11 protein-coding genes and 1 pseudogene are annotated in these 16,686 nt (G+C 44.6%); 5 read left to right on the top strand and 7 right to left on the bottom strand.

The window, feature by feature from the left end; translation table 11 throughout:
• Positions 1–7: 7 nt before the first annotated feature.
• The 3 genes and pseudogenes from R8O11_RS08535 to R8O11_RS08525 form a co-directional block, all read right to left on the bottom strand.
• A pseudogene (locus R8O11_RS08535) lies at positions 8–2,093 on the bottom strand (TonB-dependent hemoglobin/transferrin/lactoferrin family receptor).
• Entirely contained in the window at positions 2,094–4,091 is a 1,998-nt protein-coding gene (locus R8O11_RS08530; protein ID WP_238975569.1) for a prolyl oligopeptidase family serine peptidase, read from the bottom strand.
• A 324-nt stretch (positions 4,092–4,415) separates the two neighbouring features.
• Complete coding sequence (locus tag R8O11_RS08525; RefSeq protein WP_167415878.1) at positions 4,416–5,759, bottom strand: DEAD/DEAH box helicase; 1,344 nt, start codon at positions 5,757–5,759, stop codon at positions 4,416–4,418.
• 550 nt (positions 5,760–6,309) lie between these two features.
• On the opposite strand from R8O11_RS08525, the gene R8O11_RS08520 reads away from it, so the two are divergent.
• Positions 6,310–6,564 carry an Lpp/OprI family alanine-zipper lipoprotein gene (locus R8O11_RS08520; protein ID WP_005375145.1) on the top strand — a complete coding sequence of 85 codons (255 nt, stop codon included), beginning with the start codon at positions 6,310–6,312 and terminating at the stop codon, positions 6,562–6,564.
• A 26-nt stretch (positions 6,565–6,590) separates the two neighbouring features.
• On the opposite strand, the gene R8O11_RS08515 is transcribed toward R8O11_RS08520, so the two are convergent.
• Genes R8O11_RS08515 through R8O11_RS08500 form a run of 4 tightly spaced genes read right to left on the bottom strand, consistent with a single transcriptional unit; the run spans position 6,591 to position 10,702 of the window.
• Positions 6,591–7,517, bottom strand: a complete 927-nt coding sequence (locus R8O11_RS08515) for a L,D-transpeptidase family protein (RefSeq protein WP_005375144.1) — start codon at positions 7,515–7,517, stop codon at positions 6,591–6,593.
• 6 nt (positions 7,518–7,523) lie between these two features.
• A complete protein-coding gene (phrB, locus tag R8O11_RS08510) occupies positions 7,524–8,939 on the bottom strand; it encodes a deoxyribodipyrimidine photo-lyase (RefSeq protein ID WP_171342467.1) in 1,416 nt (471 codons plus the stop codon).
• A 22-nt stretch (positions 8,940–8,961) separates the two neighbouring features.
• On the bottom strand, positions 8,962–9,762 hold the full coding sequence (locus tag R8O11_RS08505; RefSeq protein ID WP_005375142.1) for a MerR family transcriptional regulator: 801 nt from the start codon (positions 9,760–9,762) through the stop codon (positions 8,962–8,964).
• Positions 9,752–10,702 carry a DUF523 and DUF1722 domain-containing protein gene (locus tag R8O11_RS08500; RefSeq protein WP_318194077.1) on the bottom strand — a complete coding sequence of 317 codons (951 nt, stop codon included), beginning with the start codon at positions 10,700–10,702 and terminating at the stop codon, positions 9,752–9,754. Before R8O11_RS08500 ends, R8O11_RS08505 begins: the two co-directional genes overlap by 11 nt.
• Positions 10,703–11,100: 398 nt before the next feature.
• Here R8O11_RS08500 and deoD point away from each other — a divergent pair, with 398 nt between their 5' ends.
• The 4 genes from deoD (at position 11,101) to R8O11_RS08480 (ending at position 16,569) form a co-directional block, all read left to right on the top strand.
• Positions 11,101–11,811, top strand: coding sequence for a purine-nucleoside phosphorylase (gene deoD / locus R8O11_RS08495; protein ID WP_005375140.1), 711 nt, complete (start codon positions 11,101–11,103; stop codon positions 11,809–11,811).
• 70 nt (positions 11,812–11,881) lie between these two features.
• The gene (locus R8O11_RS08490; protein WP_005383936.1) at positions 11,882–13,351 is read left to right on the top strand and encodes a hypothetical protein; all 1,470 of its coding nucleotides are present in this window, start codon (positions 11,882–11,884) and stop codon (positions 13,349–13,351) included.
• Positions 13,352–13,517: 166 nt separating this feature from the next.
• Complete coding sequence (locus R8O11_RS08485) at positions 13,518–15,002, top strand: hypothetical protein (RefSeq protein ID WP_171342466.1); 1,485 nt, start codon at positions 13,518–13,520, stop codon at positions 15,000–15,002.
• On the top strand, positions 14,986–16,569 hold the full coding sequence (locus R8O11_RS08480; RefSeq protein ID WP_005375136.1) for a GGDEF domain-containing protein: 1,584 nt from the start codon (positions 14,986–14,988) through the stop codon (positions 16,567–16,569). The genes R8O11_RS08485 and R8O11_RS08480 overlap by 17 nt, the downstream gene beginning before the upstream one ends.
• Positions 16,570–16,686: the final 117 nt, after the last annotated feature.

Here is a 16,686-nt window from a genome sequence, read left to right as displayed (position 1 = left end):
TTTCGTCCTAGAATTCGTATTTTGCATTTAGCGTGAAGTAGCGCCCAGGCTCAGTTGAGTAACGCTTACTTTCCTCAGCGATACCCGCTACGTCTTGGTATCGGATGTATTCTTTGTCGAACAGGTTGATGATGTTTGCGCTAACACGAAGGTCTTTGGAAACGTGGTAAGTTGCGCCAATATCAAACGTATTCCACGCACTTGTCTGCGCGCACTCTGTCGCTAGACCAAGCGTGGTCTGGCATTTAGGAACGCGATCCATGGCCGCGGCCCAGTTCCAAGCCACGTAAGCATTGAAGTCTTGGTTGGCGTATTTCAGTTGAGCGTTACCTTCGAATGGCGTAATGCTTCGAACGTATTCGCCTTCCGCATCTTTGCCATCTACGTAGCCAAACTTGGTGCTGATGTTCCATCGCTTAGTGATCGCGTAACCTGCAGAAAGCTCTGCACCATACGTCTCGACACCATCGAGGTTTTGGTATTGTTTAATGTAATTACCATTGCTTGAGTCAAAGCCCGTGGTCACAACGTCGATGAAGTTTTCAAACTTGTTGTAGAACAAAGACGCATAGACATACGCACGACCGTTATCGAACTTGTTACCGATTTCAAATGAGTCGGAAGTTTCAGCTTCTAGATCCATGTTTGGTGCAATGACAAACGGCGTGAGCGGCACAAAGTCGTGGCTTACGAAGCCATACGCTTTATCGTATTCCGGAGCACGGTAACCATGGTTATAAGATACATAAGCAATGTTGTTGGCAAATACTTCACGAGAAACCGACAGACTTGGAGATACCTCTGAGCTATCCATGTCTTTTAATGGGAAGCCGCCCACTTCACCCGCACCGTCTGGCGTGAGACGGTGCGCATCAAAGCGTAGGCCACCTGTGATGGTCCATTTATCCAGTTCCACCATGTCTCGGACATACAAGCCAATGTTATAAGCACGAGCAGGAGCGAAAGGTTGTTTGGTCGAAGGTGTTACTCCGTTCCAATCAATCTTGGAGTCGCTATCTGTGCGTTCGTAATAGTCTGTAGAAAGCTCAACACCGTAAGCCAATTGTTTCGTCAATGAAGGTTTTGTGTTCCAGCTCGCGACGCTTGGTGATCAAACCATTATGATCCACTTGGCGCATTAAACGGTTGGTGTCTTCCACCACTTCGGTGTGACGCCAGTAAACTTTGGTATCCAACTCTTCGAACCAAGTTGGATTAATCGGAGTCACCTCTGCACCAATATAAGCGCTGTACTCTTCTGTGGTCTCATCCTCAGCAAAGTCTTCAATATGCCAAATTCCATCAGGTTGAATGGACGGTGAACCCTCCAAACGCTCTTGGTTCTGGGTGTAGAGTTCCGCTTTGGCTTTCAACATCACCTCTTCATTGAAAAAGTGGTTGATCGTATAAGCACCGCTGTAACCATCGAGGTCGCGGTTATACAAATCTTCATCAAAGTTACGTGTCTCTTGTCCTTGCCAGTATGAAACGTTAAACAAACTCTCTGTATCACCGGAACGGAAAGCTAGATTACTCGTGCCTTTGTACTTGTTGCTGATATCGGTGTAAGTACCGGAAACATCGGTGTAGAAGTCTTTGTCTTTTAAGAAATCACCCGGCTGACTGGATTCTAAAATCACCACACCGCCGATCGCGCCAGAGCCATGCACCGAAGAACTTGCCCCTTTAATGATTTGCAGCGATTCAAAATTGGATAAATCAAAAGTATCTCGCCCAACGGCATCATTAATGTCATTCGCACCGAAGCCATCCGCAGAACGAATGCCATCACGAACGATCATAATGCGGTTACCCGTCATACCACGGATGGTAATGTTTTGCGGACGTCCTGCACCGCCCGTCACGCTTACACCAGGTTCGTTACGCAGCACGTCATATAGCTCGGTCTCGCCTCTTTCTTCGATTTGCTCGTTTGTGATAACCGCGACACTACCTGCCACTTTAGACAATGGCTGATCGATTTTATTGGCGGTTACCACCACCTCTTCCATTGAGAAAACCTTAGATTCGGCGTGCACTTGACTGGCAGCAAGTACCGAAAGTACTGCCGCTGACACTGGGGTAAGCTTCATTTACTGCTCCGCTTTAGATGTTTTAATGAGTGATAGTAGAAATGCGTATTCTTTTGCTTGTTGTTCTTGCGCTTGTCGTGGGTCCATTTGGTGGCCCGAATTAAAATCAGTTTGCAACAAGTACGGCCCGTTGCGCTCACTTAACGCTGAAACTTTAGCGAGATACTTTGCGCCTTCCCAATATGGCACGCGCTGATCGATTAAACCGACTTGAACCAACATGGGTGGGTAAGCGTCTTTATGGATATTGAGAATCGGATCGTACGCCTTCATTAACGCCAATTGTTCAGGTTTGGTTGGGTTACCCCATTCGCCATACTGCTGTGTGGTAAGCGGAAGTGAGGTATCCGACATACTTGCAACCACATCAACAAAAGGCACTTTAAGTACGACACCTGAAAACAATTTAGGATCTTGATTAACCGCTCCGGCCACCAACGTGCCACCAGCACTAGAACCGATGGCGAAAACCTCTCTATTGCCACGTTCGAATGTTTGCAGCGCCTTCGCGGCCGCGACAAAATCACCAATAGAATTGGCTTTTCGCACACCACGGCCTTGCTCGTGCCATTCATCGCCAAAGTACCCACCGCCACGGACATGGGCGATAGCGTAAATCACACCTTGGTCGAGTAAACTGATAACCTGAGGCATAAAGTACGGTTTCATCGTAAAACCATACGCGCCGTAACCGTAAATCATCACAGGAGATTGTGGGTGCAATTTGTCTTTGCGATACGCCAAAGAGACCGGGACAGAAACGCCGTCGTGCTTAATAAAAATACGTTGGGATACATAACGCTGACTATCAAAGTCTTGGTAAGCATCTTGAGAGTACAAGGATTTATTCAGCGTTTTTACATCGAACTCTTCCCACTGAGGAGGCGTAGTCATCGACATGCTTCGGATACGAATCTTGTTTGATTCAAAATCGCCCAACGTGCTTAGCCAAGCGACATGACCATCGTGTTCCAATGGCAGTATCACTTTTTCCTGACCTTGGTAAGAATACACCGTCAAAGTCGACACATTGTTTGGCTTGCTAAGTGCCACAACTCCTGCATCATAAAGGTAGAACTGTTCAAGCGGCTCACGAGGATTGGTGAAGCGTTGCCATGTTGCGCCAAGCGGTGCGAGTTCGACTTGGTAAAGGGCGAACTTTCCTTCAAGGTTGCTTTTCAGATAAATGTAACCTTTCGCCACATCCGCGTAATATTCCACACCCACTTCAGGCTTTCGCAATGAATCTGAGACAGTGCCCGTTTCTAGGTCGACAAGCTTCTGCTCTGTTGTTGACTCGTTGTTGCTTTGCAGCACAGCATAACGGCTATCTGCCGCACGATAGAAAGAAAGTAACCAATCTGACTTGGGTTCATTCCATAGGACTGTTTTTGCCAAAGATTCAGTGGAGATACGTAAGATCTGATGAGGTCGCTGAGTGCGCTTTTCCTTTGCAACGAGGAATGCCACTTTCCCGTTAGGTGACAACAATACGCCACTATCGACGTGCGTCACCAGTTCCGTAGATTGACCGGAGAGTAAATCAACAACCACGGCGCGATATTGTTCGCTGCCGTCGATATCTTCCGTGAAAAGTAATGTGTCACCATTCACTTGCCATTGACCAAGTTGGTAGTACTGATGCGCAGATTGTCGTTTATCGAAATCGAACACCACGTTTTCTGGCGCATGTTGACTCGCACGGGATAACAGTAAGTAACGACCATCGCGACGCGTTAGCGTCCACTCTCTTCCACTCATGATCGACCATGGCTTATCACCTTTGTCTGCCACCATGGTACCCCACTGCGTGAGTAGGTTTTTTGTCAACGTCTGATAACTTTTTTGGTGCTGTTCAGTTTTGTGGTTTTGTTCTGTTAGGTAGGTAAGAACTCGCTCATCTTTACGAGCATCATCTCGAAGCCAGTTGAAATCATCAGCAGCAAAGCCAGAACTAGAGGTAATTATGAGCCCTAAAAAAACATGAGTAAATTTCATATAGAGAGCGAATTCATTTATAGGATTAATACAATGGCGCGTATTCTGCCCTTAAATAAAAATGAGATCAATTATCATTTTCATAATCATGTGAGATTTTTATCTAGTGTGTGAGGAAAAACGTTTGCTTTGACCGAGGTAATAAAACTTAATAACTTCCTAAATTAGCGTTCTATGCTGTTTATATACAACCAGACAAATATAAAAGCTGACAAACGAGTGAGTATGGAAAGACGCTATTTCACCTAGCGACAGACATAAAAAATCCGAGTGCGAACACTCGGATTTTTAAGAACTAAAATCAATGGGAAACTACAGCAGCTTTTACTCTTCAGAGCTCGGTGCCGCTGGTTTTTTCTTAGGGATGAAGACATCATCACCCACAGATACGTTTTTGTAGAAGCTCTTGTCACGCTTAGCTGGTTTTTTCGCCGATTTTTTCGCTTGAGGGCGAGCTTTCTTTGCTGTCGCTTTCTTATTGCGGAAATCTGGTTTAGGTGGCTTAAGGCCTTTAAACTTACCTTTCAAATCTTCGAACACTGAAAACTCAAGATCTTGTTGTAGGTATGCTTCTACACGTTTAAAGCTATCCCAGTCTTTTGGACCAACAAGAGAGATTGCATCCCCTTTGTTTCCAGCACGACCAGTACGACCAACTCGGTGTACGTATTCTTCGGTATGCTTTGGCATATCGAAGTTGATGACGTGTGTCACAGTTGCAATATCCAAACCGCGGGAAGCAACATCAGTCGTTACAAGGATCTTAAATACTGCGCGCTCAAACTGACTCATAATGGTGTTACGTTGAGTCTGGTTCAAGTTACCACTCAGTGCTACAGCCTTCAGTTTCTTTTCGTTTAGCTTTTCTGTTAGTCGCTCAGTATCATCACGCGTTGCCGTAAAGATAATAACTTGACGATATTCAGCCTCAGAAAGAACACGATCTAAAATTGCCTCTTTATGATCCAGATGATCACACAAGTAAAATTTTTGCGTAATATCTTTATGTTCTTCGTTAGAAACGCCGATAGCAATACGCTTTGGCGCATTGAGCATTTCAGCCGCGATTTCATTGACGTCTGCATGATCTAATGTCGCAGAGAACATCAACGTTTGACGACGACGATGCTTGGCTGCTTTATGAATGCGACGAAGCTCTGGTGCAAAGCCCAAATCCAACATACGGTCTGCTTCGTCAAGAATCAGTGTTTCCAAACCATCCAGATAAAGCGAACGATGATCTAAGTGATCAGCCAAACGTCCTGGTGTCGCCACGATAAATTTCGGGTAACGACGCAGAGCTTTTACCTGATCGTTAAAGTTCTCACCACCCAAAACCAGTGCTGCTTCATAAGATAGGCCAGCTAGCATAGAACGAAGCTCACCATATACTTGTTTCGCTAACTCACGAGTAGGAGCAAGGATAACCGCGCGAGGGTCTTTCGCAGAAAACGATTTTGTCTTTAAAGACTTATGAAGCATTGGCAATACAAACGCCAAAGTCTTGCCCGAACCCGTTTTCGAAGATGCCAATAGATCCTTGCCTGCAATCGCAACAGGAATCGCCTGCTGCTGAATGTCAGTCGCTTTTTTAAAATCGTAGTGTTTTAGGTTCTTCAACAATCGGTTGTCTAGGCCTAGATCTTTAAATTGCAAAGTATTCTCCAATAAATCAGTCAGCGTCTGAGCGCTCTGTAGTGTCGTTTCCGCTCTAACGCAGCAAAAAAATAAAGCTCGGTATAATACCGCAAATCATAGGAGTATAGATAGAGATCACACAAACTAATTCCCTGTGGTAACGGTAAAACATCATTTGTGGCTCAGTTCAGAGTAAAGACTAGCCTTTTTGATGAGCAGCTGGACAGGAAGTTTAGAGAAAAGCCGTTCAAATATGCCTTCTATCCATCAACAAAACGACTTAAATAGCAGTTATTTGGGCCAATAAACTTTCATTTGTGTCAATATCGTCTAAATTATTGATATCAGGAACGTGGCAAATACACCTGCTATGAAAACTGTTGTGAGAACGAAATAAAGGATAGGTAGTTAAACTTTGTTAAGTTCAGGTAAAAGTTGACGTCAGGTACTCCATGAAATTCTTGGGTTTTTTTGACTTTTGCTACATCATGTACTGATAAAATGTAACCACATTTAACCTCGCTACTGTATAAAATAATAGTTAGTGGCGAGACTTTCACTATAAGCAAGGAGTTCTTATATGAACAAAACGTTGATCGCAGCTGCAGCAACTTCAGTACTTCTACTAGCCGGTTGTGCTTCTTCTGATGACGCAGCTACAGCAAATGCAGCAAAATTAGACGAACTAAGCAACCAAGTTAGCCAACTAAGCCAAGACGTACAAGCTCTTCAATCTGACGTTCAAAAATCAGGCGCAGCAGCAATGGCTGCTCAAGAAGAAGCTGAGCGTGCTAACGAGCGTATCGATAACATCGCTCAGTCTTACACTAAGTAAGATTTGATACCGCGTCTTAACGCCCGTTAAGGCGCGGTTATTTCGATAGGAACCCCATTCTGTGCAGCGATTGCTGCTTTAGCCTTCACGTTTTTCATACCGAATTCATCCAACCACCACTTTAACTCTTTCGGCACTTTCAGTTCATCTTTCTCGCCATTACTACGAGTCAAAGGCTCATGTGCTTCTAAGAACACACTTCTGTCAGGCTCAAGTGTCATTTTGATAGGCTGGTTAATGATGTTAACGTCTTCGCCGTTACGAACCTTGTCAAATAACCACTCAATGTCACTTGGGTCCATACGAATACAACCCGCGCTGACTCGCATACCAATCCCAAAGTCCTTGTTGGTACCATGAATTAGGTATTCGCCATTCCCGTAAGCTAAACGCAATGCAAACATACCAAGTGGATTATCAGGCCCCGCAGGAACAACGGCTGGTAGGTCAATGCCCTTTGCTTTGTACTCGGCACGAATAGAGGCTGGAGGAGTCCATGTAGGGTTCGGTCGTTTTTGGCTGATACGCGTTGTCATTACTGGGGTATCGCGCCCTATTCGGCCAATTCCGACAGGAAATACATGGACAATATTCTCTCCTTTCGGAAAGTAATATAAGCGCAGCTCGGCTAGATTAATAACGATACCTTTATAAGGTACGTCTGGGAGGATTAGCTGTGTCGGAATAGTAAGAACATGCCCCTCTTCTGGTAAGAAGGGATCCACGCCTTTGTTTGCGGCCATTAAACCTAGCATACCCACATCGTAGAGCTTAGCGATATTTGCCATGGTTTCGCCTTCTTGCACGACGTGGTTTTCAAGGCGACCAATTAAACGGCTTCCATCCTCTGGTAATTCGTACATCTTAGCGAATGATAGACCACTCACTAAAGATAACGACACAGATAGCAGGGTACGTTTTGCGAAACTCATTGATCGCTTTTTGCTAAGCATTTCACTCTATTCCTTGGCACTTTTAAAGAGCTGTAAGGTTATCTCTCTTTCTGTCTTGTGATCAACCATCGGCTTGTGATATTCCAGTAAAGAAAAGCCCTCCCAAGTCCAAGGTTTATGGATGTATTTGTTCGGTACACTTTTGATTTCTGGTACCCAGTGGCGCACAAATTCACCATTAGCATCGAACTTTTCGCCTTGGCTTATCGGGTTGAAAATACGAAAGTATGGCTGCCCGTCACAACCCGTAGAAGCAGACCATTGCCAGCCACCATTGTTCGCTGCAAAATCGCCGTCCACCAGCTTACTCATGAAGTACGCTTCTCCCCATCGCCAATCAATATGTAAGTCCTTGGTAAGAAAGCTCGCGACAATCATACGTAATCGATTGTGCATCCAACCTGTTTGATTGAGCTGACGCATTGCTGCATCAACGACTGGGTATCCTGTTGTTCCTGTCTTCCATCGCTCAAAGGCTTTCTCATCATAGGACCACTGGATTTTATCCTCCCAATCGATAAATCCTTTGCCTTTGACGAGTTTTGGTTCGAAAACCAATAGGTGCTGATAAAACTCACGCCAAATGATCTCACTTAACCAAGTTGCTTTCCCTTCTGTAAGGTCATTTTGTTGATTTTCAGCATACAAACGAGCAATACACTGCCTTGGTGATAGCGCGCCAATCGCAAGGTATGGAGACAGTTGGCTAGTGCCATCAATAGCTGGAAAGTCTCGCTCGCTTTGATACGCGTCACTGCGCTCCCGTGCAAATTCCCTAAGCTGCTTCAAAATATCATTAGTCGAAGCCAGCCAGTCTTCACTGGATTCTCGAGGATAGCTAAATGTGAAGCTTGAATTAAATCGAGCCGACTCTAATTGTTCGAGTACCTTTTTATTGAGTGGCGCTTGCTCGTGAGGTTTTACTACCGTCGGCATATGGAACTGCGTTAACCAAGCACGCTTGAATGGCGTAAACACCTTAAAATATTCGCCTTGCTTATTAAGAACCGTCGTTGGCGCGTGCACACATTTGTCATGAAACAGTTCAAATTCGATATCGTGAGAAGCTAACGCTTCACTTACTTGTGTATCGAGCTCTCGTTCGTTCACCTCATAGTGAATGTTTGCCATGACAGACGTGGCTTCAAGTGTTTCCGCCCACCCACTAATCACATCTGTACAATCGGAAAACGACGGCACCTCTTTGTACAAAAAGGGAATATTAAGGCTTTCAAGCTCCTCGTTAAGACAAGCTAAGCGACGAGCAATGAGGTCTGCCTGCATCGGCGCCATGTGATGCTCCCGCCACTGCTCTGGCGTCGCGATAAAGCAAGCGACGACAGGATGACCTGAATCCAATGCCGCTTTGAGTGCCGTGTGGTCTAACGTACGTAAGTCACGTCGAAACCATACTAAAATCATGGTAGCTCCTATCTTTTGTCTACTAAGTTAGGTGTAATTTCTCTATCACTTCAGAGCACCCCATCCGATCACCTAGCTGTGCGTGAAGCATTTTGATGGACGCTACTTGTTTAGCAGCTAGTGCTTTATTGGAGAAAAGGTAGATAAACGAACCATTTTCAATGACCTCGTGATCTAGTAGACCAGAAACATCATCAACCTTATCGATCAAAGTCGTGTGATACCCTTGTTCACAAAGCTTCGCTGCTTGAATCCAACTCTCAGATTCTCTGTTTTGTTCAAAGCTAATGAGCAGACACTTTCCTTTGGAAGCGGCTTTGTTTTCAGAATCGATAACAAGGGCAAGTCGAGTGATTAAACAAGTCTGAAATAACCCCACCTGCAAGGATCGCAACGATCCTTTTACCATATCTAGCGCATCAAATACTGGGCTAATAAACTGATCAATAACGAGTTTTAGTGGGTACTCTTTAAGAACAGAGGCAAGTAAACTCTCTGCTTTTCCTCGATTCAGGGTAGACAGCGCAAGCAGCATGTTTTCAACTTCTTCGAGTGTGCGAACCTCGTTTTTGACTTCGACATCGGCGCTTTTTCCTAGCAACCCCTTAACTTTACCAATCGAAATCCCCTTCGCGAGCCAACTCTGGACTTCGCGAATCGTATCGAGATCTTGCTGGCGATAGAGTCTGTGTCCTTTTTCAGTTCGCTGAGGCTGGATCAAGTTGTATCTTCGTTGCCAAGCTCTCAGCGTAACTGGTTTTACACCCGTGATTTCTGCGACATCTCGGATCGCGTATAGTTTTTCTTCTGAACTACAAACCATAGCGTAATCTCATCTCCTGCGGATACGGTTCTAAAAACTTCTGTTTTGCTAAATACTCGTCTGGGTAAGTATTTAAGTAATGCTTAATCAACGTAAGTGGTGCTAGCAGAGGCAGCATTCCAATACGGTAGTCGTGAATCACTGTCGCTAACTCTTCTTTTTCTTCTTTAGTTAGTGAGCGTTTGAAGTACCCTTGTAAATGCATCAACACATTTGTGTTATTTTTGCGGCTAGCCCGATTCGTTAACGCCTTCATCAGTCCTAAACGATACTCTTGGTAAAAGTCTTCAATTTCATAATTAGCGACACCGGCAACTAAGCGGCCAAGGGATCGGTATGACTCTGGGTGGTGTGCCATTAACGTCAGTTTGTAGCGCGAATGAAAGTCGATGATTTTGCCACGAGTAGGCTCACCATCCATCGAGTCGTAAAAGTCATTTAGACAAAATACTCGAGTAATAAAATTTTCTTTCAATACAGGGTCGTTAAGTCTGCCATCCTCTTCAACAGGCAACCAAGGCATTTTTTGCATCAATGTTTGTGTATACAAGCCAACACCTTCTTTCGCAGCACTGTTCTTGCTGTAAACCTTGACTCGCTCCATGCCACAAGTTGGTGACTTGGCACAAACGATGTAACCACAAAGCTGCTCGCTTTGAAGTTCATCTACTTTATTGGCCGAGTAAGTGAGCATATTGTCGGTATGATCATTTTCTGGATTTTTGGTTTCAACCAATGCAACACGCTCTTCATTAGAAACAAGACGAATTGTTGGACGGGGTACTGGCATACCTACGCCGACTTCAGGGCATACCGAAACAAAGTCAAAATACGGGCTGAGCTCTTTAGTCACAAAGTTGCTCACCTTATGACCAGAGTCAAAACGCACTCGTTCACCCAAAACACACGAACTGATACCTACTTTGATTGAAGATTCCATGATGACGCATCCCTATACAAAAAGTTTTGTTGTATAACTTATAGCAAGCCTTTCCAGATTGTACAAGAAAATAAGTTGTACAATTTAATCGTTTTACTTCACTCGAAAGTATTTCGATCAACCAGCTGTCAGAAAAAAGTTTGGCCCAAAAACAAAGAATTTGTGCGCGCAATCGACAAACTGCTCAAAAGCAAATCGATTGCTCTTTTGATTTCAACAGATTTGGTTATCAATAGTAATTGCAGTTTCTAAATGCGTGGTTTTTGTGACTAAGCTCTCAAGGGGCCACTGTACGTCCCGATATTATTGCCTCAACGAAAACGAACAAGTTCAACAGAATTGGTAATAGCGTTCTATAATAGAGGCGTTTTATCAAAACAAAACTTTGGAGAGCACTTATGGCAACCCCACACATTAACGCACAACCAGGTGATTTCGCTGAAACAGTTCTAATGCCAGGCGACCCGTTGCGCGCTAAATACATCGCTGAAACGTTCCTAGAAGATGTGAAACAAGTTTGTGACGTTCGCAACATGTTCGGCTTTACTGGCACTTATAAAGGCAAAAAAGTTTCTGTAATGGGCCACGGCATGGGTATCCCGTCTTGCTGTATCTACGTACACGAGCTAATCGCTGAATACGGCGTGAAAAACGTTATCCGTGTAGGTAGCTGTGGTGCAGTACGTGACGACGTGAAACTAATGGACGTTGTTATCGGTATGGGTGCTTCTACAGACTCTAAAGTTAACCGTATCCGTTTCAACAACCACGATTTCGCAGCAATCGCTGATTACGGTCTTCTAGAAGAAGCCGTTAACCAAGCGCGCGCTCAGGAAGTGCCTGTAAAAGTAGGTAACGTATTCTCTGCAGACCTGTTCTACACACCAGAAGCAGACATCTTCGAGAAGATGGAAAAACTAGGCATCCTAGGTGTAGACATGGAAGCGGCTGGTATCTACGGCGTAGCAGCTGACCTAGGCGCGAAAGCACTGACTATCCTGACAGTTTCTGACCACATCATCCGTGGTGAAAAACTAAGCTCAGAAGAGCGTCAGAAGTCGTTCAACGACATGATGAAAGTTGCACTAGAAACTGCAATCAACATCTAAGAACAAATAGTAAGTAATAATTTGCAGCCAGAGTTATGCTGGCTGCCCGAATTATCCCGAGGGGGCGATTGTGTCTAACGGCGAACTGCCAAAAGACGCAGATGGGTTACAACTCAACTTTTGTAAAACATTGGCGTGTGACAACTTTGGATTGAGTGATGCAAAGCGTTACGTTCTGCAACATGCGAACCCTAAGCGTCCGGCGATGGTATGCCGTGAATGTGGAGCTTTCCCCCCCTTACTTAATAATCGCGATGTCGTGAACGAACTTCATCGCCTGCGGCACGTCCACAGTGACGGGTTGCCTGCTTGCCGTAATGATGATTGCGACAACTTTGGACTTTCTGTCCACACTCACAAACACCTCTATCACGCTTTCGGTTACAGTGGCGATCGCCAACGTTACCGCTGTAAAGTGTGTCAAAGTACCTTTGTTGACAAGTGGTCTGGTGCCAACAAGAAGCTTCAATTTCAAGAGAACTTGATGGGCTTGTTGTTTACGGGATATTCAGTACGAGAAATCTGCCGCAAGCTTAGTATTAACCCAAAAACCTTTTACGATCATGTTGACCATATAGCTAGCCGCTGCCGCCGCAAGCTTGCAACCATTGATGCGCGCTGGGTAAACCACGCAACGCATTATGAATTGGCCTCAAACTATATTGCATTGCAACCGAACAGCAATAACGGTGTGTATTGGATTGTTTCTGGCGAAGCGCATTCTGGCTATATTCTTTGCCAGCACGTCAATTATTCCGCTGATGAAGAGCCAATCGCAACGCTCGATCATAATCCTTACGATGAGGTGTCTCGTTTTGTTTCCCAGGAGTATGTAGCGGAAGCAAGTGAGCCGCTTGCGGAACCTTCTCATCACCTCAGAGAGCGAATTGACCAAAAATACCAAACAATTTTGGCTCGCGGTAACGTAGAAGACCCTCTTGGTAATCTATCTGTATTTCATTACCCTTCAAAAGGGGCATTAGTCCGTCCGCCATACACCTCGTATGCACACTATTTGCACGTACTTGATATGTGCTGCCCAAACAAACGTGTATCTCTATACATGCCTCAAGATCCCCTACTACGTTCAGCTGCACTGAGCGTTTGTTTACCTCGTATTAAAGAGAAAAGTGTCGACTTGATGTACGTAGAAGAGGACGCTAGTTGGGACATGAGCACTCCCTTTGGCAAAGTCGATATCGCCTATATGAGTTGGTGGCGCGATCGTTGGGCAATCTCTAGTCAAAACGAAAACCACAAAGGCATTTGCTACCTCGCTGGCGATCAAAATGAGCCTGAAAAATGGTTTAACGTTGCGACAACTCGTCATGTGAAGTTTTATCAAAACCGCTTTCAGATTCTTTTCGAAAGCTTCATTAACGAGCCACGTCGCAAATTACGACCTGCTGGTATTTTACCTCTTTTAGATATATTCAGAGCTTGGCATAATTTGTGCTATCAGGATAAACAAGGTCTTACCGCTGCACAAAGGTTAGAAGTCTCTGATGCACCTTTGACAATCAAACAGCTCCTATCGTAGCTATTCTATTGGTAATTTAGATGTAGTAATTAGGGGTTGTAACGGTATACATTACGGCCCCTGATCGTTTACCAAAACGTTATCCGCATCGCTTTGGTAAAGAAACATGCATCTAACCACTTAATATTAGGTGTGATTTCCAGTTCGATAGTCATGGATGTGAACGTTGGATAAAAACCAAATTCAGCTAGAAGATGATCTCACTAAGCTTAAAGGCCAAATAAAATCGGCCCCTAAACATACCTTTAATATTGCGCAGCAATATCGTATCCGCGCGGAACAAATTTTATTTGTGGACGGAGAGATCAAAGCCTTACTCATCATGGCGCAATGCTGTTGGTGCCTAATGGATTACCGACAAGGCTTAAAACTCGTCAAAGACGCTTACAGCAAACAAACACAGCTTGAAACCGACGATCATCTCCCGGAAATTCTCCATCTTTTTGCACTCCAATATTGGGGCCAAGCAAAGTATTATTCCGCGCAACAATATTGGATTAATGCGCTCGAACAATCTGCTCTTGTTGATGATGTTGAAATTCAAATCGAATCTCTAATTGGGCTTGGTAATGTATGGCGCATCACTAATGAACACCAACTTGCCGCTTCAACTCATGAGTTAGCCGTTAAAGTGGCAAACAATGTTCGTATTGCTTGGTTAGAAGGCAAAGCGCGCATCCTATTAGCTTGGGACTATTACTTACTAAATAAGTTTGTCGAGATGCTTACGGTACTGGATGGAGCAACCGAAGTATTAAAAGATCATGGTGACAGTACGTGGCAAGCCGAGATCTGGGACTTTAAAGGGTTAGCACTGCTTGGACTAGAACGCCTTGATGCGGCCGAAGAAGCCACCCAAAAAGCCCACCAGCTCGCCATTGAGCATGATCTCGTTTGGATGAAAGCACACTCTTTTATTAGCCGAGCAAGACTTGAGCTTTTGCGCCAAAATACAGACAGCGCTGCCAAGTTGCTACTTGCAGCAGAAGAGTCTGCACTCAGTTTCGACCACGGTGAGCTACTCAGCCAAATTTGCTTCCAACAATCACGAGTCGCTGAAGAACAAGGAGACTTTGAGTCTGCGTTTAACGCGTTCAAGAAATACCGTACGCACGCACTCAAAATGCTCAAAGAACAAACTCACCGAATCAGCATGGATAAAGCAAGAGGCTCTAAACGCCAACTAGAGCAGCGAGCACGTAAGCTGATCAATCATATTCGCTCTCAACACGAATACGACCCTGAAAAACAGTTCTCTAATGTCGTTTCTGAGACCTACTGGTGGGAACAGTTAGTTTTGTTTAAAACGGAGCTCAAACGCTCTAACCACGCCATCATTATGATTCAGCATTCAAACCCCGAAGTTCTCGATGTTTGTACCGAGCTCGTTCATGCATTGACAACCTCCAGCGACCTCATCTCGAGAATTTCCAGTAACAGGCTAGCAATGTTAATTGCAGAAAAAGGTCAAGCAGCAGAAGAGGTCTACCGCACTGTCCAAGCGATGTTAGACATCTATCCATGGAAGCGACGCGGAATCAAAGGCCCTAAACCGATACTGTATTTGCAAGATATCCTGACCTTCCCATTCACGTTAGAACAGCTCGAAGAAAGTTATATTGAGGTAATGAAGAATGGAACAACTGCTTAGCAAGGTGACTGACGCAGGTATCGATCCTTCTTCCGTTTCAGGTGAAGAAGCGATTACGCTATGGGAACACATAGGGTTACATATTGCGTCAACAAACCGAGAGAAAGCGCATTGCTATATCATTAGCGCCGAGTATCGAAGAGAGATCAAACAGCTCAACGACAGCATTAGTGAATTGAAACAAGCGCTTGAGTTGCTTGTTTTACCAGAGGATGTAGAAGATATTCTTTCTGTGAAAGCAAGCTTGAGTGAGCGTTTAGTTGAAGTAGGTGACTACAATGCGGCATTAACCGAGTATGTTGCTTCAACCAATATCGCCGTCGAGTACGGCTATATTGATGAGTACGTATTGGCCATTATTGGAATGGGTAATTTGTGCGATGCCTATGGGGATCACCAACGTGCATTACGTTATTATCAAAAAATAGATGCTATCGATCACGCTATTGGCAGTCGATCCCTACGCCTTCGTTACAAGCTGTACATGCTTGCCTGTTATATCAGCTTGAACCGTACCGCAGACGCCAAAGAGCTATTGAGTGAATGTGAAGAACTGAGCATTCTCGTCAGTGATAAAAACCTCGCCGCACAAATTCACCTCTACCGAGCCAAATTACATCGTCTGCAAGAAGACTACCCCAGTGCGTTGCTGGCTATTTCGAATGTTCAGTATACAACGGGTAGTGCCACGACATACTGGTTATCTACGATGGTCAAAATTGAGACTGCGTATTGTCTAAACGGTGTAGGGCACACCTCTTTAGCTAATTTAACGTTGGACTCCATCAGTAAAAGGATTCAAAAGCAGCTATCTCCTATCGTTACTCAGCATTTTTATAACGCGATGAGTCAAGTTTACGCCTCTCAAGGGTTGTATCAAGAAGCATTAAATTGTGAAAAAAAAGCGCATAGAATCGAATCTGATCTTGTAAAACATATTCCGATCGGTGAGTTAGGGTCTGCTCAACTACGCCGACTTTCACGCTTTGAGTTACAACTCAAACTCATTTTGTCAGAGCTAGAAAACAAAGAACTAAAAGAAACCACCAAGCAGCATAAAAATACTGTTGCTCAGCTACAGCAGGACGTCTTTACCGATCCACTTACGTCTTTACACAACCGACGCTGGTTAGAAGTTAAACTAAAAGATCTACTTCTGCACGATACTGCATTTGCATTGATGGTCATCGATATCGATCACTTCAAATCCATCAATGACGAACTAAGCCACTTGGTGGGCGACAAAGCGATCAAAAGTGTGTCACAGGAACTGGCGTCCTACTTCAGATTTAAAGGCGCATCGTGCGTACGATTTGGTGGTGAAGAGTTCCTCGTGATCCTTGAGAATACCCAACTGGAACGCGCAGAAATGCATGCCGAGAATTATCGTGAACGGATTTATCAATATGGTTGGGACGATATTCTTGGTGAGCGGGGGCTGACCGTATCCATAGGGATTACCTTGCATCGAGAAGGCGAGAATACTCAGCGAACTTTTTATCGTGCAGACAAAGCTCTTTATCGCGCCAAAGCCAATGGCAGAAACCAAGTCTGTACCGAACTTTAAACCATGCCCCGGTTGACACCTGGGGCTTTAGTATACTTTTTACTTATCCTTCCTATATCACTTCACTGCTTGTTTAAATAAGTACTCAGCAACACCTTAACTGCCAATAAACATCAG

Source organism: Vibrio sp. 1288 (assembly GCF_033344475.1).
The sequence above is the reverse complement of the archived record's forward strand: the minus strand, read 5'-3'. Positions and strand labels throughout refer to the sequence as shown.

Coding starts and splice junctions, on each gene's coding strand:
- R8O11_RS08530 (WP_238975569.1), bottom strand. CDS start 4,091: ATGAAATTTACTCATGTTTTTTTAGGGCTCATAATTACCTCTAGTTCT.
- R8O11_RS08520 (WP_005375145.1), top strand. CDS start 6,310: ATGAACAAAACGTTGATCGCAGCTGCAGCAACTTCAGTACTTCTACTA.
- R8O11_RS08515 (WP_005375144.1), bottom strand. CDS start 7,517: ATGCTTAGCAAAAAGCGATCAATGAGTTTCGCAAAACGTACCCTGCTA.
- phrB (WP_171342467.1), bottom strand. CDS start 8,939: ATGATTTTAGTATGGTTTCGACGTGACTTACGTACGTTAGACCACACG.
- R8O11_RS08505 (WP_005375142.1), bottom strand. CDS start 9,762: ATGGTTTGTAGTTCAGAAGAAAAACTATACGCGATCCGAGATGTCGCA.
- R8O11_RS08500 (WP_318194077.1), bottom strand. CDS start 10,702: ATGGAATCTTCAATCAAAGTAGGTATCAGTTCGTGTGTTTTGGGTGAA.
- deoD (WP_005375140.1), top strand. CDS start 11,101: ATGGCAACCCCACACATTAACGCACAACCAGGTGATTTCGCTGAAACA.
- R8O11_RS08480 (WP_005375136.1), top strand. CDS start 14,986: ATGGAACAACTGCTTAGCAAGGTGACTGACGCAGGTATCGATCCTTCT.